This is a genomic window from Nostoc sp. CALU 1950 (genome assembly GCF_051172895.1).
Taxonomy (GTDB): Bacteria; Cyanobacteriota; Cyanobacteriia; order Cyanobacteriales; family Nostocaceae; genus Nostoc; species Nostoc edaphicum_A.
The window spans coordinates 1-23,130 of record NZ_JBDNJQ010000137.1 but is presented as its reverse complement, the minus strand read 5'-3'; the positions used below and the strand labels follow the sequence as shown (position 1 = coordinate 23,130).

At 42.6% G+C, this 23,130-nt stretch carries 24 protein-coding genes and 2 pseudogenes; 12 read left to right on the top strand and 14 right to left on the bottom strand.

Features of this window, described 5'->3' with window-relative positions; genetic code table 11:
* The first annotated feature begins 440 nt into the window (after positions 1-440).
* The 4 genes from ABF638_RS28295 (at position 441) to ABF638_RS28280 (ending at position 4,998) form a co-directional block, all read left to right on the top strand.
* Entirely contained in the window at positions 441-740 is a 300-nt protein-coding gene (locus tag ABF638_RS28295) for a DUF705 domain-containing protein (protein WP_435026213.1), read from the top strand.
* A gap of 159 nt (positions 741-899) precedes the next feature.
* A complete protein-coding gene (gene cbiD / locus ABF638_RS28290) occupies positions 900-2,012 on the top strand; it encodes a cobalt-precorrin-5B (C(1))-methyltransferase CbiD (RefSeq protein WP_435026212.1) in 1,113 nt (370 codons plus the stop codon).
* A gap of 224 nt (positions 2,013-2,236) precedes the next feature.
* On the top strand, positions 2,237-3,859 hold the full coding sequence (gene guaA, locus ABF638_RS28285; protein WP_435026211.1) for a glutamine-hydrolyzing GMP synthase: 1,623 nt from the start codon (positions 2,237-2,239) through the stop codon (positions 3,857-3,859).
* Positions 3,860-4,596: 737 nt separating this feature from the next.
* Positions 4,597-4,998, top strand: a complete 402-nt coding sequence (locus ABF638_RS28280; protein WP_435026216.1) for a response regulator — start codon at positions 4,597-4,599, stop codon at positions 4,996-4,998.
* 122 nt (positions 4,999-5,120) lie between these two features.
* On the opposite strand, the pseudogene ABF638_RS28275 reads toward ABF638_RS28280, so the two are convergent.
* From ABF638_RS28275 to ABF638_RS28265, 3 genes and pseudogenes are all read right to left on the bottom strand, one after another.
* Positions 5,121-5,255 (bottom strand): annotated as a pseudogene (locus ABF638_RS28275) (IS4 family transposase); the annotation flags it as partial.
* A 165-nt stretch (positions 5,256-5,420) separates the two neighbouring features.
* A complete protein-coding gene (locus tag ABF638_RS28270; RefSeq protein ID WP_435026210.1) occupies positions 5,421-6,326 on the bottom strand; it encodes a cation diffusion facilitator family transporter in 906 nt (301 codons plus the stop codon).
* Positions 6,327-6,759: 433 nt separating this feature from the next.
* The gene (locus ABF638_RS28265; protein ID WP_435026208.1) at positions 6,760-7,368 is read right to left on the bottom strand and encodes a TetR/AcrR family transcriptional regulator; all 609 of its coding nucleotides are present in this window, start codon (positions 7,366-7,368) and stop codon (positions 6,760-6,762) included.
* Positions 7,369-7,458: 90 nt separating this feature from the next.
* Here ABF638_RS28265 and ABF638_RS28260 point away from each other — a divergent pair, with 90 nt between their 5' ends.
* The gene (locus tag ABF638_RS28260; RefSeq protein ID WP_435026207.1) at positions 7,459-8,205 is read left to right on the top strand and encodes a 3-oxoacyl-ACP reductase family protein; all 747 of its coding nucleotides are present in this window, start codon (positions 7,459-7,461) and stop codon (positions 8,203-8,205) included.
* A gap of 106 nt (positions 8,206-8,311) precedes the next feature.
* Entirely contained in the window at positions 8,312-8,665 is a 354-nt protein-coding gene (locus ABF638_RS28255) for a hypothetical protein (protein WP_094347158.1), read from the top strand.
* A 512-nt stretch (positions 8,666-9,177) separates the two neighbouring features.
* Here the strand turns inward: ABF638_RS28255 and ABF638_RS28250 are convergent.
* The 4 genes from ABF638_RS28250 to ABF638_RS28235 form a co-directional block, all read right to left on the bottom strand.
* Positions 9,178-9,414 (bottom strand): DUF4327 family protein, encoded by a 237-nt coding sequence (locus tag ABF638_RS28250; protein ID WP_069073690.1) that lies wholly within the window; start codon positions 9,412-9,414, stop codon positions 9,178-9,180.
* 442 nt (positions 9,415-9,856) lie between these two features.
* Positions 9,857-10,060, bottom strand: a complete 204-nt coding sequence (locus tag ABF638_RS28245; protein WP_435026206.1) for a hypothetical protein — start codon at positions 10,058-10,060, stop codon at positions 9,857-9,859.
* A 313-nt stretch (positions 10,061-10,373) separates the two neighbouring features.
* Positions 10,374-10,793 carry a 30S ribosome-binding factor RbfA gene (rbfA, locus tag ABF638_RS28240; protein WP_181929290.1) on the bottom strand — a complete coding sequence of 140 codons (420 nt, stop codon included), beginning with the start codon at positions 10,791-10,793 and terminating at the stop codon, positions 10,374-10,376.
* A 123-nt stretch (positions 10,794-10,916) separates the two neighbouring features.
* Positions 10,917-11,123 carry a DUF751 family protein gene (locus tag ABF638_RS28235; protein WP_084227060.1) on the bottom strand — a complete coding sequence of 69 codons (207 nt, stop codon included), beginning with the start codon at positions 11,121-11,123 and terminating at the stop codon, positions 10,917-10,919.
* A gap of 165 nt (positions 11,124-11,288) precedes the next feature.
* Here ABF638_RS28235 and ABF638_RS28230 point away from each other — a divergent pair, with 165 nt between their 5' ends.
* Positions 11,289-12,146 carry a DNA adenine methylase gene (locus ABF638_RS28230; protein WP_435026205.1) on the top strand — a complete coding sequence of 286 codons (858 nt, stop codon included), beginning with the start codon at positions 11,289-11,291 and terminating at the stop codon, positions 12,144-12,146.
* Here the strand turns inward: ABF638_RS28230 and ABF638_RS28225 are convergent.
* The 4 genes from ABF638_RS28225 to ABF638_RS28210 form a co-directional block, all read right to left on the bottom strand.
* Complete coding sequence (locus tag ABF638_RS28225) at positions 12,118-12,594, bottom strand: PD-(D/E)XK nuclease superfamily protein (RefSeq protein WP_435026204.1); 477 nt, start codon at positions 12,592-12,594, stop codon at positions 12,118-12,120. The two genes, ABF638_RS28230 and ABF638_RS28225, sit on opposite strands and share 29 nt — an antisense overlap.
* Positions 12,595-12,897: 303 nt before the next feature.
* The gene (locus tag ABF638_RS28220; protein ID WP_435026203.1) at positions 12,898-14,118 is read right to left on the bottom strand and encodes a HetZ-related protein; all 1,221 of its coding nucleotides are present in this window, start codon (positions 14,116-14,118) and stop codon (positions 12,898-12,900) included.
* Between the two features lie 246 nt (positions 14,119-14,364).
* Positions 14,365-14,571, bottom strand: a complete 207-nt coding sequence (locus ABF638_RS28215; protein WP_435026202.1) for a hypothetical protein — start codon at positions 14,569-14,571, stop codon at positions 14,365-14,367.
* Between the two features lie 67 nt (positions 14,572-14,638).
* Positions 14,639-15,298, bottom strand: coding sequence for an L-threonylcarbamoyladenylate synthase (locus ABF638_RS28210; protein WP_181929287.1), 660 nt, complete (start codon positions 15,296-15,298; stop codon positions 14,639-14,641).
* Between the two features lie 87 nt (positions 15,299-15,385).
* Between ABF638_RS28210 and larC the strand changes: the two genes are divergently transcribed.
* Positions 15,386-16,666, top strand: coding sequence for a nickel pincer cofactor biosynthesis protein LarC (larC, locus tag ABF638_RS28205; protein ID WP_435026201.1), 1,281 nt, complete (start codon positions 15,386-15,388; stop codon positions 16,664-16,666).
* 60 nt (positions 16,667-16,726) lie between these two features.
* Here larC and ABF638_RS28200 read toward each other — a convergent pair whose 3' ends face one another.
* The 3 genes from ABF638_RS28200 to ABF638_RS28190 all read right to left on the bottom strand — a co-directional run bounded on the left by ABF638_RS28200 (position 16,727) and on the right by ABF638_RS28190 (position 19,957).
* Positions 16,727-17,260: an REP-associated tyrosine transposase gene (locus ABF638_RS28200; protein ID WP_069069621.1), complete on the bottom strand. Its 534-nt coding sequence runs from the start codon at positions 17,258-17,260 to the stop codon at positions 16,727-16,729.
* 71 nt (positions 17,261-17,331) lie between these two features.
* On the bottom strand, positions 17,332-18,930 hold the full coding sequence (locus ABF638_RS28195; RefSeq protein WP_435026200.1) for an NAD(P)H-hydrate dehydratase: 1,599 nt from the start codon (positions 18,928-18,930) through the stop codon (positions 17,332-17,334).
* An 88-nt stretch (positions 18,931-19,018) separates the two neighbouring features.
* Positions 19,019-19,957, bottom strand: a complete 939-nt coding sequence (locus ABF638_RS28190) for a hypothetical protein (RefSeq protein ID WP_435026199.1) — start codon at positions 19,955-19,957, stop codon at positions 19,019-19,021.
* 258 nt (positions 19,958-20,215) lie between these two features.
* Between ABF638_RS28190 and mnmA the strand changes: the two genes are divergently transcribed.
* The 4 genes and pseudogenes from mnmA (at position 20,216) to ABF638_RS28170 (ending at position 22,749) form a co-directional block, all read left to right on the top strand.
* Positions 20,216-21,271 (top strand): tRNA 2-thiouridine(34) synthase MnmA, encoded by a 1,056-nt coding sequence (mnmA, locus tag ABF638_RS28185; protein ID WP_435026214.1) that lies wholly within the window; start codon positions 20,216-20,218, stop codon positions 21,269-21,271.
* Positions 21,272-21,461: 190 nt separating this feature from the next.
* Positions 21,462-22,157, top strand: a complete 696-nt coding sequence (locus tag ABF638_RS28180; protein WP_435026198.1) for a hypothetical protein — start codon at positions 21,462-21,464, stop codon at positions 22,155-22,157.
* 64 nt (positions 22,158-22,221) lie between these two features.
* A pseudogene (locus tag ABF638_RS28175) lies at positions 22,222-22,364 on the top strand (IS982 family transposase); the annotation flags it as partial.
* A complete protein-coding gene (locus tag ABF638_RS28170) occupies positions 22,357-22,749 on the top strand; it encodes a hypothetical protein (protein ID WP_435026196.1) in 393 nt (130 codons plus the stop codon). The pseudogene ABF638_RS28175 and the gene ABF638_RS28170, both read left to right, overlap by 8 nt.
* The last annotated feature ends 381 nt before the right edge of the window (positions 22,750-23,130 follow it).

Genomic DNA, 23,130 nt, shown 5'->3' with positions numbered 1-23,130 from the left:
GCCACGATAGTTTAGGGGTAGCCCTACGCAAAAATAGCTCGATGCCAGGTTCTATCTTTCAAGCAAAAAGCCCTAAGCAATTATAATTGCTTGGGGCTTTTGTTTACCCTGAATTTTTAGTATGGCAATGCAATTAAGATCAAGTGCTGTTTGTTTAGTAAACAAAGCCTATAAACTACGGAAGCTGGAATTTGCCAAGTTCAAGCACTGTGGTCTATCTACCTGAGAATATGCTGTAACCTGTCACGAATAAGTATAATCAAAGTGAAAAGTATTTTGGTGTCAGTGTGGATTGAAAATACGGTATAATAACTTTCACAGACATATCGCACCGAGAGCATATTATTCTGGATATCATGCCAAATTGGGCAGTTATAGTTATTCTTCGGTTGGGCAATTAAATTTAAGTAGAATCAAGCTTTAGCACGGAAAACTCAACTGTGGTAATTTTTGTTGATGTCGATGACACTCTTGTTCGCTCGGTTGCAACGAAACGAATTCCAATAGCCAGTGTCATTAAAGTAGTTCGACAGTTAAAGGTGCAAGGAGCAGTACTGTACTGCTGGAGCAGTGGAGGCAGTGATTATGCTCATGCTTCAGCAAAGGAGTTTGGACTAGAGGATTGCTTCGCTGGTTATCTCCCAAAGCCAGAAGCAATGAGTGATGATCAGCCATTTCCGGCTTGGCGAAGCTTACGTCATGTGTATCCATTGCAGGCTGACAGTTTGCTCAGTGAGTAGGATTCTGGACGACTGTGATAGAGCGATCACCCTGTTTGATAGATAAGATTGTTGGCATAGTTGGAGAAGTTGAAAGGAAGCAAGCTACAGATGGGACTAAATTGCCATCTGAAACTGTCTTTATTTTTGAAGAATTATTTTGACTTTTGAATTTAAAAAATGTCCCGTTCTGGATACACACTTCCCGTCTTTGCTTGCGCTGCTGCTGTTGCAGCTTTACACTGGTTACACCATCGCCGACCCCTAACTTTAGCATCTGTAGATTTAATTGAACCCGCTCAAATCGCAGAAATCCCCATTGAACAGGTCGCAGGACTATCTGATAATACAGCTTTAGCGATCGCTCGTAGCGATCCTGGTGATAATCTCGATTTGACTAAAAATACACCGATTTGGGCATTGGTGGAATGGAGGGAAGCAGGGGAGCCAATAATTATTAAAGGTGGGGAAGGGATTGGCAGACAGATGAATGTTGATGACAAGCCTGCTATTTATGCTTACGCTCAAAGGCTGTTGCAAGAGAATTTGCAACGAATGCTGGCACCTGGGGAAAAAATCACGGTGACGATTATTCTACCCGAAGGGCGATCGCTTGCTGTTCGGACTTCAAATTCTGCCTTTGGTGTAGTTGAAGGGCTTTCCCTTTTAGGTACAACCGGCATTTCTCAACCTTTAAGTACACCAGATCAGCTTGCAGTTTTTCGGGCGGAATTACAAGATAAAGCCAGTCGTTTTGAGAGTTTAGTATTTTGTATTGGGGAGAATGGCCTAGATTTGGCGCGTAAACTAGGGATTAATCCTGAACAATTGGTCAAAACTGCTAACTGGCTTGGCCCAATGTTAGTAGAAGCTGATGTGCTAGGTGTGAGAGAAATATTATTATTTGGCTATCACGGTAAACTGATGAAACTGGCAGGAGGGATTTTTCACACTCATCACTACTTGGCTGATGGACGACGGGAAATTTTGGCAGCGCACTGTGCGATCGCAGGTTTAAAATTACCAGATATCCAAGCTGTGTTTAATAGTGCTACCGCCGAAGCAGCACTAACATATCTAAAATCGCTAGATGCTGCAACTAGTAGTGATTGGGTAAATCAAGTTTACAGTGCGATCGCTGAAACCATCGATGTTCGTTCCCAAGAATACATCCAAAGCCATAGCCAACAGGGCACAGGAACTACAGTCTGTGGCTCTATCCTCTTTGATCGCGATCGCAAAATTATTGTGAAGAGTAAAACTGCTGCTCTCTTGATGGGAAAATTATGTTAATTTATTATGAATAATCGTAAACAATCCAAATAAATAATCTTTTAAGTAACCACTCTAGGGTAAGTTTATCGTTTTAATACCATCTCCGACTCCGGGACTAGACAAGCGCACATAACCTCGCGTTTGTCTAGGGCTTCTATACCATTATCAGCCTAACCAGGCTGAATAATAGCATCACTATAGACCACAAAGCATCTATCCTTAACAGACATAACACTCCCGTCATGAATACAGCGGTGACTCTACCAACAGAACAAGCGCCCCAAACATTGGAAAATTTTGGGCGGCTTGATCGCCAATTGATTGTAATTCTGGACTTCGGCTCTCAATATTCTGAGTTGATTGCCCGTCGCATCCGCGAGACTCAAGTATACTCTGAAGTTTTATCCTATCGCACTACTTCTGAACAATTGCGCCAACTCAATCCCAAGGGAATCATCCTCTCCGGTGGGCCTAGTTCGGTTTATGGTGATAACGCTCCCCATTGTGACCCAGAAATCTGGAATTTGGGAATACCCGTCTTGGGTGTTTGCTATGGGATGCAGTTAATGGTGAACCAACTCGGTGGGGAAGTGGCAAAGGCTGATCGAGGTGAGTATGGCAAAGCATCATTATATATTGATGATCCCACAGATTTGCTCACTAACGTCGAAGATGGCACCACTATGTGGATGAGTCACGGAGACTCAGTTATTCAAATGCCATCGGGGTTTGAATTGCTGGCACATACAGAAAATACTCCCTGTGCTGCCATTGCTGACCACGAAAGGAAACTTTACGGTGTTCAGTTCCATCCAGAGGTCGTGCATTCTCTTGGGGGAATAGCATTAATCCGTAATTTTGTCTACCATATCTGCGATTGCGAACCCACTTGGACAACAGCGGCTTTTGTCGAAGAAGCAATTCGGGAAATTCGCGCTAGAGTTGGCGAGAAACGGGTGCTGTTGGCACTGTCTGGTGGAGTGGATTCTTCTACCTTGGCCTTCTTACTGTATAAAGCCATTGGTGAACAACTGACTTGCGTGTTTATCGATCAAGGCTTTATGCGAAAGTATGAGCCAGAGCGATTGGTAAAGCTGTTCCAAGAGCAGTTTCACATTCCTGTAGAGTATGTTAATGCCCGCGATCGCTTTTTAGCTAGAGTCGCTGATATCACAGATCCTGAAGAAAAACGCCGCCGCATCGGACACGAATTTATTGCTGTATTTGAGGAAACATCCAAACGTCTTGGTCACTTTGACTATTTGGCTCAAGGGACTCTTTATCCAGATGTGATCGAATCTGCTGACACCAACGTTGATCCCCAAACTGGTGAGCGGGTAGCGGTGAAAATTAAGAGCCATCACAATGTTGGCGGTTTGCCCAAAGACCTAAGATTTAAATTGGTAGAACCACTGCGGAAACTATTTAAAGATGAAGTCCGCAAAGTTGGGCGTTCTATTGGTTTACCAGAAGAAATTGTCCAACGGCAACCTTTTCCTGGGCCTGGTTTGGCAATTCGCATTTTGGGGGAAGTCACATCTGAGCGGTTAAATATTTTGCGTGATGCCGATTTGATTGTCCGGCAAGAAATTAACCAACGCGGCATGTATCATGATTTCTGGCAAGCATTTGCTGTATTGCTGCCAATTCGCAGTGTTGGCGTTATGGGGGATCAACGCACTTACGCTTACCCCATTGTTTTGCGGATTGTGACCAGTGAAGATGGCATGACTGCTGATTGGGCAAGAGTCCCTTACGATGTATTGGAAGTGATTTCCACTCGGATTGTGAATGAGGTGAAAGGAGTGAATCGGGTGGTTTATGACATCACCTCTAAACCACCTGGAACTATTGAATGGGAGTAATCAAGTTTTGAGTTGACCTAAAAGTTCATCACTCTTGGCTATAGTTCAGATCCCTTGCAGTAGATTAGATTCATATATAGTAGTCTGCAAGTTAATCAGTTCAACCTTTTCAACTCAAGAGCCAGGTATAAAGCCTAGTACAACACGGTGTAAATCTAGCTACCATCTCAATTAAGCAGACAAGTAGGGGCAATTCATGAATTGCCCCTACTTGAGCAAATGATTAAATGTAGCCAAAGTTCCGTCACGGTGTATTAGTATACTTCTGAATCCTGCTGGATTTCAAAATGGCAATGCCGCCCTGACTCGTTTTAAGCCTCGGCATTGTCTATTTTTTTGAATTTCGGTTTACTAAGAGCAAGAATGTCGCAAAATCCCGTATTTGCTAAATTTTAAGTAACTTTACTACTTTTAATTTTAAAAAGCTTTGAGCAAAATCCAAACTTGTTAGTAATAAAGCAGTGAGTAATTACCAAGATTATTTTTGAACTCCAACTATTCGTTAAAGTTAATTTTTAAATGTAAAGGAATTTAAACACCAACATAATTTTATCCAGTCAATAATTATAAATGCCAGCGAACAATGAACCATCAATTAGATGGTAACTAGACAAATTGAATTATTGTCTAGAAAAGTAGGCGCGATCGCAGTAAAATTACCAATGGTGTGGTTACTGAGAAAAAACAAGCAGCTCATTAGAAATAACTTTCATTTGATTAACGTTAATAGAGATGTCATGGAACCTCCTCTCCCCCTTGCTGGCTTAAACATCCTCGTAGTTGATGATGATGACGATAGCCGCTTTTACATTACTACCGTATTGGAAGCTGATGGAGCAACCATCATGGCAGTTGCATCGGCAGGGGTAGCATTGAATGTACTACCTGAGTTGCAACCAGATGTCTTGATTTGTGATATTGCTATGCCTGGTGAAGATGGATACACCCTCATCCGCAAGATCCGGGCGCTGAATGATATTTATGGAAAGCTCCCCGCTATCGCCTTAACTGCCTATGGTGATAGCGAGTATCGTAGCCGTGCTCTCGAAGCAGGCTTTCAGACTCATGTGGCTAAACCAGTTGATCCAGGAGAATTAGTTGCGATCGTCGCAAATTTGGTTGCTTCTTATAAGAGTTAATACAAAGATGCATAGACTTATTATTTGTTATTTCCGTCAGGAGTAGTTAAAAAGGTGTGATTGCAGTCTTGAGGAAGGTTGAACCACCAATTCTGTCATCAAAAAGCTTGAAATATTTATAAAATAGTGTATTTATCATGTAATTTCTTGTGAGTACTCTTCTGCACAAACTCATTCAATTTATGATAATTTTCTTGAAATTGTTTTTGACTGCGGTGATAATTTGCTTTGGAAAAAGTAGAAATATCTCCATTAAATTCCAATACGGTTCAGTTAAGGGCTATTGGCAAAAATTTTGGGTTTTCGAGACGCGATAAATCGCCGTCTCTACAAGTGTTTTGGTCTTATATGAACTGTATTGCATTAAATTCTGTGTTATTTAATCTTTTAGATAAACTCGCATACTTGAAAACTGCTAGAGACTATTTTGCTCCAGTTTCAAAGCTAATTTGCTCAGACTTATAGGTTGGTGGCTCAACGTGAATTAAAATCCTCACTGGACGAAACTGTTCTTCTAATCGGCTTTCTACTTCTTCGGTGATGTGGTGGGCGGTTTCTACATCTGGTGCATCTACTATTAAATGCATTTCGATGAATACTTGACGACCAAGAACGCCGCGAGAAGCGATCGCATGACAGTTAATTACACCCGGAACAGAAGTAGCGATCGCATGTATTGCTTCTGGTGCGATCGCCATTTGATCTACAAGCCAAGGCAAATTCTCTTTTAAAACTGACCAACCACTCCAAAATACCAACAAGGCGACAGGAAAAGCTAACACCAAATCCATCCATTGATAACCTAGCCAAACTCCTATCAATCCGCCAATTACAGAGATTGTCACCCAAATATCGCTCATGGTATGTGTGGCGTCAGCTATGAGAATTGAGCTACCTACCCGCCTACCCACAGCACGCTCGTAAAACGCCACAAAAATATTCACACCTAGCACAATTAGTAATAACCACAACTCCGGTGGCGAGATTCTCACAGGTTCACCACCACCTTTGAGAATTCGTTCGATTGCTCCTTGCAGAATTTCAAAACAGGCAATTCCTAAAAATGAGGCAATTCCTAAAGCTCCCACTGCTTCAAATTTGCTGTGTCCGTAGGGATGCTCGCGATCGGGTTGTGGAGAAGAAAATTTACTCGCAATTAATCCTAAAACGTTATTGGCGCTATCTGTCACACTATGCAAGGCATCAGCTAGCAAACTCAAAGAACCTGTCCAGTAGCCTACAACTGCTTTTAATGCCAGTACAAACAGGTTGAGCAGTAGGGTAATAATTAAAACCTTTTGTACTTCGCCACGGTTATCGTAAGTCATAGATAATTTATTACATCAAGTTCTATGACTTCTAATGTAGACCTCAAAATACAAATAAACACAAATAAAGTGTATCAAAGTCTTACGCAGTAAGAACTAAATATCTCTTGAGTCTCTATATTTTATGCCAATTTGTTGAGACTCTTTATAACTAACAACAGCTACAAGCTCGATGGGCATTAGTAATATATTTACAAATAACAGCGTATTTTTAGCATTAATTCTAGGAATATTTTAATTAATATTCTTCCTCATACATCCACTTAGGTCATATCGAATTGTATTCAAAGATATTATGATCACTATACTTGTCTGTATTTATTCCGAATAACTGACGAGCTTAATGAGTTTTATTTACTACTTCATAAGGATAAGAAAGCCCGCAATTTATTCAGTAAAGGGTCAACATTTGAGGATCTAAATAGGTATCGTCCTACTCCGGCCACGCTTGCAACGCTGTCTTCACTACCCGTAGTAGTTCCACCTTGGTAGCTCCGGTCGCCGCCAAGACTGAGATTCCACAATTGACCGTTATAACAAAGCGGGCGAGAGCATCTGGATCGGAATCGGCCGGCAAATCTCCCTCCGAAATCGCCCGCTCGAAACGATTACGCAGGGCAGTTTCGCTTGACGCTCTGCGTGCGGACAATTCCTGCCGGATCGGATCGGCTGGATCTCCGCATGAAAGCGTGCCATGAACCCAGAGACATCCTGGTGGATTGCGCGGATCGGTTCCCAGGTCAACGACTCCATACATCATCCGCTCGACGACCTGGCGGGCGGTCGGCTCTTTGAGAGCCTCACGAAGATAGGCTGACGGCCCGTCAGCATAGCGATCAAGCACTTTTCGGAATAAAGATTCCTTGTTTCCAAAAGCAGCGTAAAGGCTCGGACGATTGATGCCCATAGCCTCGGTCAGATCCGAGAGGGATGTGCCCAGATAGCCCTTGCGCCAGAACACGTGCATTGCACGATTGAGTGCGTCATCGGTATCGAACTCGCGGGGTCGGCCCATCGCCGCAGTGGTTTTTTCCTGTTTCATACTCATCAGTATAATAGTTTCTTGACAGGCTTACCCCCATGCTTTATATCTATACCATACGATACAGAACTATAACGACAAAAGAAGACTATGAGCAATAAAAAACTTACAGGTAAGGTGGCATTGGTAACAGGTGGCTCACGCGGTCTAGGAGCAGCGATCGCTAAACGTCTCGCACAGGATGGCGCAGCTGTCGCTCTCACCTACACTAGCTCGCCGCAAAAAGCCGACGAGGTGGTGCTTGCCATCAAAGCGGCAGGTGGACAAGCCTTGGCTATACGCGCCGATAGTGCCAATGTTGAAGCGGTTAAAAGCGCTGTCGCCGAGACTGTAAAAGCCTTTAGTCGCCTGGACATCCTGGTGAACAATGCGGGAGTCGCCGCTTTGGCTCCGATCGACCAGTTCTCACTGGATGATTTTGACCGACTCATCGCGATTAACGTCAAGGGCGTATTTGTGGCAACTCAGGAGGCTGTCCGCCACATGGGTGAGGGGGGACGGATTATCATGATCGGCAGCATCAATAGCGACATCATGCCATTTGCTGGTGGTTCCGTCTACGCTTTGACCAAGGGTGCGATCGCCAGTTTTACGCGCGGTCTTGCCCGTGATCTCGGCCCTCGTGGCATCACGGTGAACAACATTCAACCCGGCCCCGTGGACACCGACATGAACCCGGCCGAGGGCCCCTTTGCCGACAATATGAGAAGCATGATCGCCCTCCAGCGCTACGGTCGGAGTGAAGAAGTTGCCGACATGGTTTCCTATCTCGCCAGTGCCGAAGCTGGTTTCGTCACGGGTGCGAGCCTGAAAATTGATGGTGGCTTTGCAGCCTGATTCGGCGGGTAATTTTTAAATCAGACACAGGGAAAAATCAGAGTGGGATTCAGGCCCCTTCTTCCGGTAATATCAGTACTTATCAAGAAGTTTTAATAAAAAAGATATGTCTTCAATTCCTCTAACATTGAATTTAATTGAAGGTTCAGTCTCCTTCAGTTTTTCACCCCAAGCAGCACGAGAATTAAAGACAGCGACGGATCAACTGATGGAGCGCCTGAAAGCGATCGCCGCTAAACCCACTCCTGGCGGTGGTAGAGTGACTCCCCAACCTCCCCTGGAATATCGTTATACGGGTGAAGTATTTTTAGAAATTTTTTGTAATCCTAATATCTGGCCAACGCCTTTCGCAGCCAAAGTTTTGCTGACTGTCCGTAACGTCAACATCCGCTTGACTACGGAAGCTGAACTTACTCGCATCATTGAAGACATTAATCAGTATTTAGAGCAAGTAGGATAATAGTTGAAATGGTTTTGCTCTGCTTTTCAAGATTTTTTAAGAAAAAATACTATACAAATTTTGGATTTTATCAGAGTTGAGCCAGTTGCTTGCGGAGGTTACCTTTGATGTCCGTTAGCCCTAGTCAGTAAACTTTTCAAGACGGATTTTGGTTTTGAACAGCAAGTAGATTGACGCTTACCTCAACTAAGCGATGCAATGAATTACGAGTCAAAAGTGAAGTTCCTACACTTCTATTGGCTCAATGTAGGAACTTCACAGAATTTACATACTAGACTCAAGCCGTGACACCAGATGTACAGAACAAATGGTTCTGATGCCTTCTTTAACTTGAAAAGTTGTATAAATTCAGACTCTAATACTTCTGTGTTAATGAAAAACGCAAGATTCTGTATGGGGCAATGCTCATGAAAAACCAGAGATTATCCCCCAGATTGGGCGTCTAATCGTTGATGGTGACATCCACACATCGAAAATAAGCTCCCAATCCCAAACCGAAATCAAACATTGATTTAGTCGTTGTCCCACTGTTCACGACCAATTAGATCGCCAATGCGATCGCGCAACAAAAAGTCACATTTCTCTAATTCACATTCAACGCAAACCCACTCTCTCGCTGGAATGTATTGGCAAAGGGTATATATTGGCTGTTGTCGGCTAATCATTCCCTTTTGCACCAGTCGGCGTGCTTCGTCTTGAATCACATCTAGAGAGTAGTAATTGATAGAAGGCACCGTATTCACACTCATGGTTTTTACTCACAAATTAACACTTACGATAGTGTTCCCGTTAATAATTAGGAACAAACATTACAGAAATTAGACTTGTGGCTAGGATTTTGTAGTTTGCTATACGGAACTATTTTTATTTTGACGCTACACATCCTAAAATAATCTCAAGAAATGTTAAGAAAGTCAACAATTCCTGACATTTCTCGAAAATCCGCTTTACAAAAAAAATTCCAAGTAGTTAACTTAACCTGCATCTGTAGCTGTATGGCTTTGATGCCACAAGTCTGAAAGTCTTGCCATTACTGTATTTAGGCAAGATTTGGTGGGTGGGAAGAGTTGATATCGTGTAGGCGTAGCCCGCCGCAGGCATCGCTCACATATCAAATAATCACCTTAAAGCTAGGTCTAGAACTGCTGGTATTCATCTAAGGGTAAACAACACAAGAATATTTGTCAGATACTAGGGTATAAACTGTTGCAAAACATAACGGCTAAAGTACACTACTAAGCCTTTTACCTTAGCATCTGTTAACAATTTCTTAAGTAAGACAGTAATTAATTGGTTATTTTCAGCACTAATATTACATAGGTTACTTTTGAAAAACATCTGTAAAAGGGTGGAGTAATAGTAATTCGTAGCCTGAGACAAGTAGCATTTATGCATCTACATAAAAAAGTTGGTGCTTCTACTACCTTTTTGCATTGACGATTTTCTCCCTGTTTTGAACTTTAGTTCCAGCCTGTCCCTCTCCAACTAGGATAATAAAACCTTTTGATTCGGCTCATTAGACGGACACGATATGATCTGTCGAATTCACATTGCAGTAGAGTAAAAACAAAAGCCCAGACATGCAACTACCGATCGCTGAAGTAGGTTATGGTCACATTAAAACAGACGCGATCTAGTCACGTCTGTAAACTGTTTGGCGGATTTGCTGAGATTAATTGTTCTGAAGTTACATTGTTGTTTTAGTTACTTATTCGGAGAATTCCTGATCATTTTGATCAGTGCTGTCTTCTACTGCTACGAGATTTTCTGGAGGACGGTCATGATTAAGTTGGTTTAGTAGTGCCAATACTTTATTACCGCGTTCGATGGAGCGATCTTCGAGAAATATCACCTCTGGTGTACGACGTAGGCGTACCCGCGCCCCAAGTTCGCTGCGGACATAACCCGTAGCGGACTTTAAGCCTGCCATTGTTTCTTCTTTAGCTTCATCTGTACCATAGATGCTGACGTAGATTTTGGCGTGTTGGAGATCGCCAGAAACATCAACATCAGTAACACTAACCATTCCAGTACCCACACGGTCATCCTTAATGCCGTTGAGCAGCATTTGGCTAACTTCCCGTTTGATCAGTTCAGCAACGCGGGAAACCCGACGATTTGTAGCCATAAAAATTTCGCCTCATCACAGAGGTTGTACGACAAAAATAGATGCAAGTTGGGTAGACAGTACTTAGCGGGAGCAACGCTAAAAGCAACCGTCTGTGGGGCACAGCCCCGATATAGCGCTAGTCTAGATTGGACTCAAGCCCAGCATTGCCCGTAGGGTGAAAGTAAGGAAGACTAGGCTGCTCACAAATAAACCCAAGAGGGCTATCAATGTGACCGGACGCTTCAACAGTGGCACTAATGGTGCAAAGGTGTTCAGAAACAGTCCTAAGACAATAGTAATTAAGTACCGGGGGTAGCGAAAGACGTTATCCCAAAATCCGTCAAACATCTGAATGTAAACTGCCTTGTTATATACTTACGTTTGTTTTGATATGCTTTATCTACTCAATTGTAATATATGTGGCTGGAAAATTAGCCAGTTAATATAAAATACGGCTCGTCGGTTATATTGGCTTTATTTATTCATGATTATTTTCAGTTAAATCGTAAGTAAATGGTAATTCAAATCCCCAAAGAAACTAGCCCGCGTCCATTTTTGAAGTGGGCTGGGGGTAAAAGTAGGTTGATACAGCAATATATTCCTTATTTTCCCAAGAGTTATAAAAATTACTATGAGCCATTTTTAGGTGGTGGTGCAGTTTTTTTCTATCTCCAACCAAGTGCAGCGATTTTAACTGATATTAATGCCGAACTAATTAACACTTATTGCTGTGTTAGAGATCATGTTGAGGAATTAATTTGTCTCTTGAAAGAGCATAAAAACCGACATAATAAAGATTATTATTATAGTGTAAGAAATAACTCTGTTGGTACTGATGTAGAAAAAGCTGCTCGTATAATTTATCTTAATAAGACTTGTTTTAATGGTCTTTATCGAGTTAATTCACAGGGTAAATTCAATGTGCCTTTAGGCAGATATGAAAATCCCAATATTTGCCCTGAGAATTTACTGAGAGTAGCCTCCGTAGCACTTTCTCATGCAGAAATTAAACAAGCAGATTTTACAGAAGTGCTAAATCATGCGACTAACAATGATGACTTTGTATTTTTTGATCCGCCCTACCATCCTATCAGTGAGACTAGTTATTTCACTGCTTATAGTCAAAATTGTTTTAGTAAAAAAGACCAAGAACTTTTAAGAGATACTTGTGCAGAGTTAGCAAGTCGTGGTGTCAAAGTTATGGTATGTAATTCTGATAGCGAATTTATTAGAAAAATTTATACTGATATTAATTTTGAAACCTACAAAATTAACGCATCTCGCTCAATTAACTCAAATATAAAAAATAGAGGCATGATTCACGAACTATTAATTACATCTGTTAAAGATTTTTATTTGCCCAAGCAATAAATCTGTCTAAGCTATAAACTGCTAATAAATTATGGTTATCATTCACTCTTGCTTTTAGCCATTTGCTTGCCCCTTCTCGCATACCTTCACCACCTAAAATTACAATAGTTGGTGCAGGATAATAATTCTGGATGTTCATGTTCAAATAAGGAAACTTTTCATCGACAGAACCGGGGCTTTCTTGCCACTTGCACTCAAAAATTAAACCAGATGGCATTGCAGGTGAACCAACAACATAAAAATCAACCTTCAGCTCGGTATGATAAATTCCAGTCCCAATATAAACTTCTTTGCCATAACGTTTTGGCAATAAAGCAGCATTTAATATAAATTCTTTTGGGACATAGTTCCCGACTTGGAAATAATTATGCCCATTTAAAATTGCTTCTACATTTCCTTCTAAAATATTACCAGACTTATTTGCCCGTCCGCCTTGAGTCAGAGCCATCCTGAATCCCTCTGCCAAAAGTCCTGCTTATTATAGGATTTCACAGAAGCAGTAAAAAAGGTTCAGTTGCTTAATATGAATTTTTTATTTTGACTAAACAAGGTTGGATTAATGGGTAAAAAATCCGAATTTACTAGTATTTATGTACTAAATAAATACAAATGTATTAATAATTTGGATAAGGAACGAGTTACTAATTCAGGAAAGTATAAAAGAAAAGGAAAATTCCATTTCTTTTTGCCTCTTAACCTCTCTAATAACTGGAATTGAGCTTAGATAAATTTTAGTGATTTCGCCTTAGCTTCAACCTGTCTGTGCCTCAGTATGACCATTGCGGATAGACCATGCTATTTCTAAAAGTTGAGTCCAGCGCTTTTGTAACTGTTTGGGGGTGCATTTGATAGCTTTGGCGATCGCTTGGTCGTTTTGTCGGGCAGTTTTTAACTGTAAGATTTGCTGTTGCTGTTCTGTGAGTTGATTTACAAAGATTTCCCACTGCTGGGAAGATAAACCCAACTTTTGTTCTAAACCCGCACCTAACCATTGATGTACTAATTGCCAGTGGTGTTGTTTGGCAAACTTTTCTACGTGGTATTTAAACCTTTGTTGGAGATAATCGCGTTGACGGCTAGTTAAACCGAGAATTTGGTCAATTTCTGGGGCTGAGAGGTCTTGAAGTTTCAAGCTGAGGTAGTTCATACAATCAGATTGACCTTGAGACTCCAGATATTTCATCAATTCAGTGATGACGCGATCGCGTTCTGACTCTTCTGATGGATCGAAATTAGTTTGGGCAATCATCTGCGATCGCAGCTGTTGCACCGCCGAGTTACGCTGGTAAGATTCTGCTTCTTCACCCTTAGCAGACTCTACCGCCATTTCAATATCCACGGTAGTTTCTTGGGGCTGACGACGAGCAAAACCTTGGGCCCGCAAGATAATTAATTGCTGATTTGCACCACCAGGTAAATTGATCCGGCGTTTAGCATACTGTTCTGTAAAGGCCATGTATTCAGCTAATTGCAGCTGAGTACGCGGCGTGTGATCATGAGGTAGTTCGTTTTCTCTGCGGAAGGCTTTGATAGCTTCGATATAAAATGCTTGTAAAAAATCTTCAATCAGGCTGTAACGAGCCTCAAAACCCAACTCAGAGCCAGATATAGTTACATGACGGTAAACCATAGCACCCAAATTGCTATGTAATTCCACCCGCCCTTGTTTGGAACCCAGTTGGTAGTAACGTAAGCACTTTTGCATCCGGTGCCTTCCCAACGTAATCTGCCAGGACTTAATTTCCCCAGATGTTTGGATACGGGAGCTTTTATCGCAAATGCGTTCTACTTCTACGGCTATGCGCTTTGCTAAAGCTTCTACGCACTTGGGTGTTGCTTTCACTTGCGCTTGCATTTCCTCACACAGCAACTCAATCAAAGTATCACTGCTGCTATCTGAAAATTCTTCAGTCGAAACGTGGTTATGAAAAATGGGTGTAGAGTTTGGTAGATTGACGACGTTAGCTTTCATGACTTTTCCAGGTAGTAGTATTGCACCGTAATTACAACGCAGACACAGCAATCAAGACCATCCAAGGCTTGTGAATCTTTAGGCATTCATCCATCAAGACTTGCCGCATATAATGCTCACATCTAAAGCTCATATATAAAACTGTAGGAAATACGAAAGAGTTACAGTTATGGCAATGTGTCGGTTTGTTCACAAGCCATCATGATTGATGCTGGCACAGGAGTACCCGCCATTTTCTCAAAGTTGTCAAATACCTTGCTGTACCAACTGTTGCCACCATCCTGTTATATCCACTGTGTCACCGAACAACCCACTGTAGACATCGCCTTTAAATATGACAATTTTAAAACTGGAGTCGTTTTTATCACAATTTCCGAAACGGAGAGGTGTACCTGTGAAGTAGGGGCTGGGGACTAGGGACTGGGGATTGGGAAGATGAGTATGTGGATTCATACCCCAACCAAATCTTAAAAGAATTTTTTCCCCAGTACCCAATACCCAATCCCCAGCCCCGGAATTCTTATACCCATGCTGCTGCTGCTTCCCAACCTAAACCCCTCCGTATAATCACTGCTTCGTCTCCCGTCATATCCAAGATGGTAGATACTTCATAAGTAGGTTCCTCGCCAGTGTCTACAATTATGTCTACCAACTTGTCCAAACGGTCAAATAGCTCTACCCGCGACTGAACGATTTCTGGATCTATCCGAATCATGCCATTATCTGCTTCATCTGGTGGCAGATGTGCTGAAGTTGAAATAATCGGATTGCCCAAGGCTGCCAGCAACTCCAAACACACAGTATGGTTTGGTACTCTAATTCCAGTAGTTTTCCGCTTGGGGCTTTGCACCAATCGCGGTACTAACTTAGTAGCTGGGAGCAAAAACGTGTATGAACCCGGAATCAGGCGTTTCATAATTCGATAGGCTGTGTCACTTACGAAGGCATAAGTTGCCACATTTGAAAGCGAGGGACATAAAAATGTCAATGGTTTATCATTTGCTAGCTTTTTAATTTGCCGCACTCGTTCTACCGCCGACTTGGCATTCAAATCACAACCGATCGCATAGACTGTATCAGTAGGGTAAAGCATAACTGCGCCACTAGAGAGCGCTGACTTTATTTCCTCTATTCGGCGAATTTGAGGATTATCCGGATGAACTGAGAAAATTTTTGCCATAGGACGGGGATTGGGGATTGGGGACTGGGTGAGAGTTACTAACTCTTAACAAAAGACTAATGACGAATGACTAATGACTAATTTATTATGAATAAAATCGCTTATCTTCAATGTCCGACAGGAATTTCTGGTGATATGTGCCTGGGTGCTTTGGTAAGCTTGGGTGTTCCTGTGGAGTATTTAATTGAAAAACTCAATGGGTTGGGTATTGAAAAGGAATATCAGTTAAGGGCGGAATTTGTCCAACGGAATGGTCAGCAGGCGACTAAAGTCCATGTGGATTTAGTACATGATCATCACCATCACCATGATCACGAACACAGTCACCATCACACACGCCACTTGCCAGAAATAGAGCAGATGATTCTCAAAGCGGGGTTGCCACCACGGGCAGAAGCTTGGAGTTTGGCGGTATTCCGACAGCTAGCAGTCGCAGAAGGGGCGGTGCATGGTATTTCGCCTGAAAAAGTTCATTTTCATGAGGTGGGTGCTATAGATGCGATCGTAGATATTGTGGGTACTTGCCTGGGGTTAGATTGGTTGGGGATTGAGAGCAATGAAGAAGGATTACCATTACTTTACTGCTCGGCGTTCCCGACTGGTGGTGGCACTGTTCGGGCTGCACATGGTCAGATGGCGGTACCAGTACCAGCGGTATTAAAGCTGTGGGAAATGCGGGGTTGTCCAGTTTATAGCAATGGCATTGACAGAGAACTGGTGACACCAACAGGAGCCGCGATCGCTACTACTTTGGCAAGAGATTTTGGTTCACCACCTGCGATCGCTATCAAGCAGATAGGACTGGGAGCAGGAACCATAAATTTACCCATTCCAAATATTTTACGCCTCTGGTTGGGTGAAAGCGCAAGCTTGCAGTCAAATTTCAGCGATTCCGAAGATACTAGCTCAAATTTAGAAACCATCTCGGTACTAGAAACCCAAATTGATGATTTAAATCCGCAAGCGTTCGGCTATACGTTTGAGGCGTTGTTTGCGGCTGGTGCGGTCGATGTTTTTACCCAGGCGATCGGCATGAAAAAGTCACGTCCAGGAATTTTATTGACTGTGATTTGTCATCCAGAAAATTTACTCAGTTGTGAAGCGGTTTTATTTCGCGAAACCACTACTTTGGGCATTCGGAGAACAACTCAGCAACGTGCCATTTTACAACGGGAAATTCAACAAGTGGAAATTGAATATGGCAAAGTGCGTGTCAAGGTAGCATGGAAAGGGCAATCACCAGAAAAAGTTATTGCAAATGTGCAGCCAGAATATGAAGATTGTGCAGACTTAGCCCGAAAACATAATATTCCCTGGCGCGAAATTCAACGGCTGGCGCTACAGCGTTGGTATTTAGTCAATAACTGATCCCAATCCCTCGTTCCCAGCCTCCGACTGGGAATGCGATCCTCAAGGCTCCGCCTTCTGTCACACATCAATCAACTCTACCTGTAATAAACCTAGTTCCCCAATGTAATTCCGGTAACTAGAATACCGCCAATGCGCGGGATCATCCACATAACCACGCCTGACTGGATTGTTGTGAATATAATCTAACTTTTGTCTAAACATTTCCTCATCTAGAATCACCTGCGGATGAAAACCTTCTTGCCAAAGCTGATATTCTTGTTTTGTCTTGTGTTTTAATTTATAAAGCTCAAGCTGATTAAGTATGTAGTTAGAATTATTTTTCTCAAGTAAGTCAATAATAGAGCGAGCCGTGAATGATTTAAAATTTCCTATTTCTTTAGATAAACTGCTGGCAGAGGCTATTACATGGAGATGATTTTCCATAATTACGTATCCGTACAAAGTTAAACGCTGCTGACGTTGCAGAAAATTTAGGGAATCTAAAATAATTTGTGTAAATTCAACTTTGCCGAATAGTGGTATCCAATTTATAACTGTGCAAGTGAGGAAGTGTGGCTGGGTTCCTAATACGTGGTAGCGGCTGCGTCCCATGATTTTATTTAATTGGAGGCGGAGCCTCTAGGATGGCATTCCCAGTCGGAGACTGGGAACGAGGGATTTGACTAAGTTAGGGCTTTCATCAAATATTGTGTCAATGTAAACGCATCTACACCCAATTCGGTACGCTCTTGGGCTGCTAAAATACCCGCTTGCGAATGCCACCAAGCAGCAGTTGCCACAATATTTTCTACGGGAATCTGTTTAGTTGCGGCTTGCGCTAACAATCCACCCAGTAGCCCAGTTAACACGTCACCGCTACCGCCACGCGCCAAGGCAGGTGTGCTTTCAGGAATGATCCAAACACCACCTTGAGGGTTTGCGATCGCAGTTCTTGCCCCTTTCAACAACACTACTGCCTCACTTTGCGCGGCAGCTTCTTGTACTGCTTTCACCCTGTCATGTTTGGCATCGGTGACATCAGGAAACAATCGTTCAAATTCGCCAGTGTGGGGTGTGAGTACGGTTACTGCTTGGCGTTTTTTTAATGTGGCGATCGCTCCCATTTGTGCCAGGATATTTAAACCATCGGCATCGAGAATTAAAGGACGTTCGCCCTTGGCGTTGGCAAAGCCATCGCTTTCTATGACTTCTTGCACAATGGGAGTAGCATCTCGTGTTAAACCGGGGCCACAAGCGATCGCATTAAAGGAACTCAGATCAGTTTTTTCTGGTAATTGCAATTGAGCGATGGCTCCGGTTTCCGTCTCTGGACAACCGACAATTAGCGCTTCTGGTAAGTGTGACACCAAAAGAGATTTTAAAGATTCCGGTACGGCAATGGAAAGCATCCCCACACCACTTGCCCTCGCACCTAAACCAGTTAAAATTGCTCCACCTGCATAGCGCCGCGAACCGCAAATCAGCAGTAAATGTCCTTCCTTATATTTGTGCGTGACTGGTGGACGCGGTAAAGGTAAAGTAGCAAGTGCTGTTGCTGGTGTAATACGTTTAATCCTGGGTGCATCTTTCAGAACAGCTTCTACATCAGCTAAAGGAATATCAAAATCGATTAACTCAGCTTTCCCGATATATTCCAATGCCTGATCTTGGAAGAAGGCTAGTTTCCATAAACCCAAGCAAAATGTGTGAGTGGCGCGAATGGCAGTTCCCAATACTTCGCCTGTGTCGGTGTGTAAACCCGAAGGTAAATCGATGCTATAAATCGGCACAGACAATTCATTTAGCTGATTAATTGCAGAAGCGATGGGATCAGTCAGGTTTCTTTCTAAACCAAACCCAAACAAGCCATCAATCAACAAATCAGAATGTGGTAATTGCTCAATTGTTTGATAAATTGGAATGCCCAAACTCTGGGCATATTGCAAGTGCTGCGAAGTTAATTCTTTGAGCTTAGAGAAAGGAGAATAAATCCAAATCTCATGCCCGCGAAAGTATAATTCACGGGCTACTACTAAAGCATCGCCACCATTATGACCGGGGCCGACAAGAATTCCGATACAAGATCCCCTTAAAAAGGAGGTGTTTGAAAGAATCTCTTGAATACGACGGGCAATTAATCCCGCCACTTTTTCCATCAAAGCTACTACAGGCATTCCTGCTGCAAAGATCCGCTTTTCAATATCGCGCATCTGCCCAGCAGTCACTATTACTTGTGAAATTTGTTCTTGCCTATCTTCTATCAGTGCTGAGTGCTGAGTCATGACTTCTGAGCTTAAGTTATAAAGTTCGTATTAATTTCTCACTCTTAACTTTTAACTCTTAACTCAGCACTCAGTACTCAGCGCTTATTCACTTTCCGTAGTAAACCCTGGCATTTCGATATCCTGTATTTCGCAGAAATTTATTCCATTCCTCAGCTTGGAATCGATCAGAGAAAGGCCCTATTGCTACGTGTGGGCCTCGTGGTTGTGTCCTTTCGAGGACTCCGCCAGATCGGCCTAAATCCTGGCTAAATCGGGCTAGATTCTGCCTAATTTGTGCTGCGATCGCAGGTAACTGTTCTGGAGTGGCGGGAATGGCGACATAATATCTAGAGACTGGCCTATTTGCACTTGTAATATTGCGATCGCCTACAAAGCCTCTATTACCTGCATTTATTTCCTGTCCGTTAGCGAAGCTAATAATCCGGGCGCTATATATGCCTCGTGACTGTAGCTCACTCACCCGTTGTTGGGCGTTAGATACTCTGTTAAAAACACCCGCCTGAATTACATTCCGTCCCTGGTACTGGCGAATATAAGCAGTGGGTTCAATCCGACGTATTTCTTGTAGCGTCTGGAAATCACTACCATCTACGTAAACTAAGTAGCGCTCAAAGTTTTCGTTATATTGACTAAACTGTTCAGGTTGAGAGGGCTGAAAGTTCGGGTCAAATTGATTGTTTTGTAATGGTTGGGAGGGCTGGAAATTCTGCTCAAATTGATTGTTTTGTACTGGTTGGGAAGGCTGAAAATCCTGCTCAAATTGATACTCCTGCACTGGTTGTAACTGCGGCGATGGCTGTTCACCAAAGGGAATTACTGGCGGTGGCGGTAAAGTTTCACCGAATTCTTGAGCCAGTAAGACGTTGCTGTTGTGGATTTGTGCTTGTGCTGGGGTCAAATCGGGAATCAGCACTAAACATCCTCCCACTAATAAGGAGAGAAGTCTAATAGTAGGCTTCCATCCCTCAGAACTTCGGCGCAGCATCTGAAATGGGATAAATTGACTTGGTATTTCTCTCGACATAGTAGTTAGAAAGTAGTCAAAGTATTTTTAGGCATTTCCATCAGGAACTAATCAGTTCACCGTTGTAGCAACTATATAGCGTTAACGTAAAATTAGCTCATTTGCGTGACAAAGAATACATCTTTCAGAGGGAATGGGGAATAGGGAACAGGGAACAGGGGAAACCCACGGCTTAAAAACCGAAGTGCTTTGGTAGCAAGGCTTTGAAGAGTGTGTGCTACAATTGGACAACCACGCAGCTATCGTGTCGTGCTTTGTATGAAAAAAGTCGTCGTTGGTCTTTCTGGTGGCGTTGACAGTTCCACCGCCGCAGCTATCCTGCACCATCAGGGCTATGAAGTGATTGGTTTGACTCTTTGGCTAATGAAAGGCAAAGGTCAATGTTGCTCTGAAGGTATGATCGACGCGGCTGATCTCTGTGAACAATTGGGCGTTCCTCATCAGGTTGTGGATATTCGGGATCTCTTTCAGACGCATATTGTCGATTATTTGGTGACTGGTTACAGTGCTGGGATAACGCCTTTGCCTTGCTCCCAGTGCAATAAAACAGTGAAGTTTGGGCCAATGGTGCAGTATGCTCGTGAAGAATTGGGATGCGATCGCATCGCCACCGGTCATTATGCCCGAATTAGCTATGACGAAGCAACTGGACGTTACCAGTTATTAAGGGCTGTTGACCGCAACAAAGACCAGTCATACTTTCTCTATGATTTGTCTCAAGATTTACTTGCAGCAACGATATTTCCTTTGGGCGAACTAGAAAAAACTGACACGCGCCGGATTGCGACTGAATACGGGCTGAAAACTGCTGATAAACCAGAAAGTCAAGACTTATGCTTAGTGGAAAGTAACGGTTCCATGCGGGCATTTTTGGATAAATATTTAGCTCCCAAAACAGGCGATATTGTCGATGTTACAGGCAAAGTTTTGGGACAGCATGATGGTGTCCATCACTACACCATTGGCCAGCGCAAAGGATTAGGGATTGCTGCTGCCGAACCGCTGTATGTGATTGAATTAGATGCGGAAAATAATAAAGTAGTAGTAGGCGATCGCACCAAGGTAACTCAGCCAGAATGCACTGTAAATCGGGTAAATTGGATTTCCATTGCCGAACCATCGACTCCAATTCATGCCGAAGTGCAAATTCGCTATCGTTCAACGGCTACACCAGTGACGGTGATTCCGTTAGAAAACTCCCGTGTGCGTTTGGTGTTTGATGAACCCCAAATCAGTATCACCCCCGGACAAGCGGCGGTGTGGTACAACGGCGAGAAAGTGTTAGGTGGCGGAATTATTGAACAGTTTAGTTGAACCCAACCCCGGTTTCGGTACAAGTCAAAACTGTCCCTCCTGTGAACTTCAGGTAGGCAAAAGCTGCGCTGAGTTTTGGAAGGGTATTTTTGGTTTAAATTGGATAATAATGCCAAAAAAAAGAGTTAATCACTGATCCTTTTCAGGTCTTACTGTTTCCTATACATAGCATTGCTCATACAAGAATTTTATGGGGGTTTACGGTGTTTGGTGGTTTTTCAAGGTTGAAGAGTCTGATTGGACTGAGATTAAGTCTGAGTTTGATAGAGCAGCAGTGGGAGTAGGCAGTGTGCCAGAAGTTCAACCTTTTATTTTGCGCCCCGTGGCACCGCCTGTTACACCAAAATATGCTGAAGCAGTTGTCGCAGGTGTGCTGACTGGCGCGGAACTAGGTGAGCAGCTTTTTCATCGCCCGTTTCACGAACTCGCATTCAAAATTCTGATAGAGAAACCTGACTGGCAGTCCGATGAGCGCCTAGTTGAATTAGCTTTACAATCACGAGTCTTGCCCACTGTCGTGCTGATGACGGGTATAGATCGCAAAAGGTTTGCTCAACTGCCCGGTTATTTGGGAAATATGCTGCTCCATCCGCAAGAGGTAGCTAGTGCTTTAGAATTAGTCTCGCACACGCTAGATGTTGACTGGCAAAGCTATTCTACTAAAGCCAAGTGTACTTTAGACTACGGTGGCCCCCCTGGCTCAGACTTCGACCGTGATGCTGACGCAGATGTAGCTGAAATATTACACGCGCTCCCCAATGCTTTACAGAAAGTCAAGAACGATGGATCTGGTCTGCTGGTCTTAAGTTCGTGGGATTTTCCAGATACAGATACTCCTCAAAACTGCGATCCGGTAGCAGAGTCGGATGACATTGAATTTTTTTAATTAGGTTAAGTTGCTGCTGCCATCGCTTTCTAACTTTAGTCTTATTTCCAATAACATTATATTTACTGGATATTATATTGAAACCGTATTCAATGGGATCACAGGTATTTTCCCAAAATTTCTTCATCCTTGTACTTTCAAGAGTTTTTACTGAAGCTTGAAGCATTTATTTTTTCATTTACCCTACAACAAGCATTTATTGAATAAGTTAAATGAGCAAGAATTGACCAAGAGAAATATTGTTCAATTGTTAACACAGTTGATTAACGCATATCAAAGTACTAGCACTGAACGACAAAAACTTACTATTCAGTTTCCACCAGAAGATGAAGAGTTTTCTCTGTTAGAAGAACTTGAACTTTTAGCAGTAAATCTTAGAGGTTATGCAAATCAAATTCAAAGCACAGGTCAAATTGCCAATCAATCTCAGGCAATTGAGAAATTACAAGCTATGCGAGTTTTAAATGTACCTCAGATTGCGAGTTTTTATTTTGGCAGTAATGGCAATTATGAGCAGATAAAGAGTTATATTAGAACGTTAGATTACTTGCGCTTACTAATGTTAGAGTATTTGCAGTTTCAGAGTGACTAAAATCATCAAAAACTACTTTTATCTAATGCGGCTTCAAACTCTTTCAAAGTTTGTACGGTTCCTACTTGCCAAGCTCGTTAAACTGTAGCGGCAACGATTTGAGTTAGAGGCATATTTGGAAAGTTAGGACTGTGACCAGATTCGATGTAATGTCCATCCCTGAGTAAATAAATTCTCAGTTTTTTACTATCGTAAATCCATAGTTCTGGAACTGCGATCGCTTATCCTAAAAGTGATACATTAAAATACTCCTAATTATTATTCCAAATCATTCTCTCCTAAATCTTCATCCAAGATTGTTTCAATATCTCGTTCGCCATAAATGACTCTAAGAGGTTGTTTGAAAAGTCCTTTTGTCGGTATCAAAAGTTTTAGATCCCC

Bases quoted from the DNA above. Each gene is read 5' to 3' on its own strand.
- cbiD (WP_435026212.1), top strand. From the start codon at position 900: ATGTCCCGTTCTGGATACACACTTCCCGTCTTTGCTTGCGCTGCTGCT.
- guaA (WP_435026211.1), top strand. From the start codon at position 2,237: ATGAATACAGCGGTGACTCTACCAACAGAACAAGCGCCCCAAACATTG.
- ABF638_RS28280 (WP_435026216.1), top strand. From the start codon at position 4,597: ATGGAACCTCCTCTCCCCCTTGCTGGCTTAAACATCCTCGTAGTTGAT.
- ABF638_RS28270 (WP_435026210.1), bottom strand. From the start codon at position 6,326: ATGACTTACGATAACCGTGGCGAAGTACAAAAGGTTTTAATTATTACC.
- ABF638_RS28265 (WP_435026208.1), bottom strand. From the start codon at position 7,368: ATGAAACAGGAAAAAACCACTGCGGCGATGGGCCGACCCCGCGAGTTC.
- ABF638_RS28260 (WP_435026207.1), top strand. From the start codon at position 7,459: ATGAGCAATAAAAAACTTACAGGTAAGGTGGCATTGGTAACAGGTGGC.
- ABF638_RS28255 (WP_094347158.1), top strand. From the start codon at position 8,312: ATGTCTTCAATTCCTCTAACATTGAATTTAATTGAAGGTTCAGTCTCC.
- ABF638_RS28250 (WP_069073690.1), bottom strand. From the start codon at position 9,414: ATGAGTGTGAATACGGTGCCTTCTATCAATTACTACTCTCTAGATGTG.
- ABF638_RS28245 (WP_435026206.1), bottom strand. From the start codon at position 10,060: ATGCATAAATGCTACTTGTCTCAGGCTACGAATTACTATTACTCCACC.
- rbfA (WP_181929290.1), bottom strand. From the start codon at position 10,793: ATGGCTACAAATCGTCGGGTTTCCCGCGTTGCTGAACTGATCAAACGG.
- ABF638_RS28235 (WP_084227060.1), bottom strand. From the start codon at position 11,123: ATGTTTGACGGATTTTGGGATAACGTCTTTCGCTACCCCCGGTACTTA.
- ABF638_RS28230 (WP_435026205.1), top strand. From the start codon at position 11,289: ATGGTAATTCAAATCCCCAAAGAAACTAGCCCGCGTCCATTTTTGAAG.
- ABF638_RS28225 (WP_435026204.1), bottom strand. From the start codon at position 12,594: ATGGCTCTGACTCAAGGCGGACGGGCAAATAAGTCTGGTAATATTTTA.
- ABF638_RS28220 (WP_435026203.1), bottom strand. From the start codon at position 14,118: ATGAAAGCTAACGTCGTCAATCTACCAAACTCTACACCCATTTTTCAT.
- ABF638_RS28215 (WP_435026202.1), bottom strand. From the start codon at position 14,571: ATGAATCCACATACTCATCTTCCCAATCCCCAGTCCCTAGTCCCCAGC.
- ABF638_RS28210 (WP_181929287.1), bottom strand. From the start codon at position 15,298: ATGGCAAAAATTTTCTCAGTTCATCCGGATAATCCTCAAATTCGCCGA.
- larC (WP_435026201.1), top strand. From the start codon at position 15,386: ATGAATAAAATCGCTTATCTTCAATGTCCGACAGGAATTTCTGGTGAT.
- ABF638_RS28200 (WP_069069621.1), bottom strand. From the start codon at position 17,260: ATGGGACGCAGCCGCTACCACGTATTAGGAACCCAGCCACACTTCCTC.
- ABF638_RS28195 (WP_435026200.1), bottom strand. From the start codon at position 18,930: ATGACTCAGCACTCAGCACTGATAGAAGATAGGCAAGAACAAATTTCA.
- ABF638_RS28190 (WP_435026199.1), bottom strand. From the start codon at position 19,957: ATGTCGAGAGAAATACCAAGTCAATTTATCCCATTTCAGATGCTGCGC.
- mnmA (WP_435026214.1), top strand. From the start codon at position 20,216: ATGAAAAAAGTCGTCGTTGGTCTTTCTGGTGGCGTTGACAGTTCCACC.
- ABF638_RS28180 (WP_435026198.1), top strand. From the start codon at position 21,462: ATGGGGGTTTACGGTGTTTGGTGGTTTTTCAAGGTTGAAGAGTCTGAT.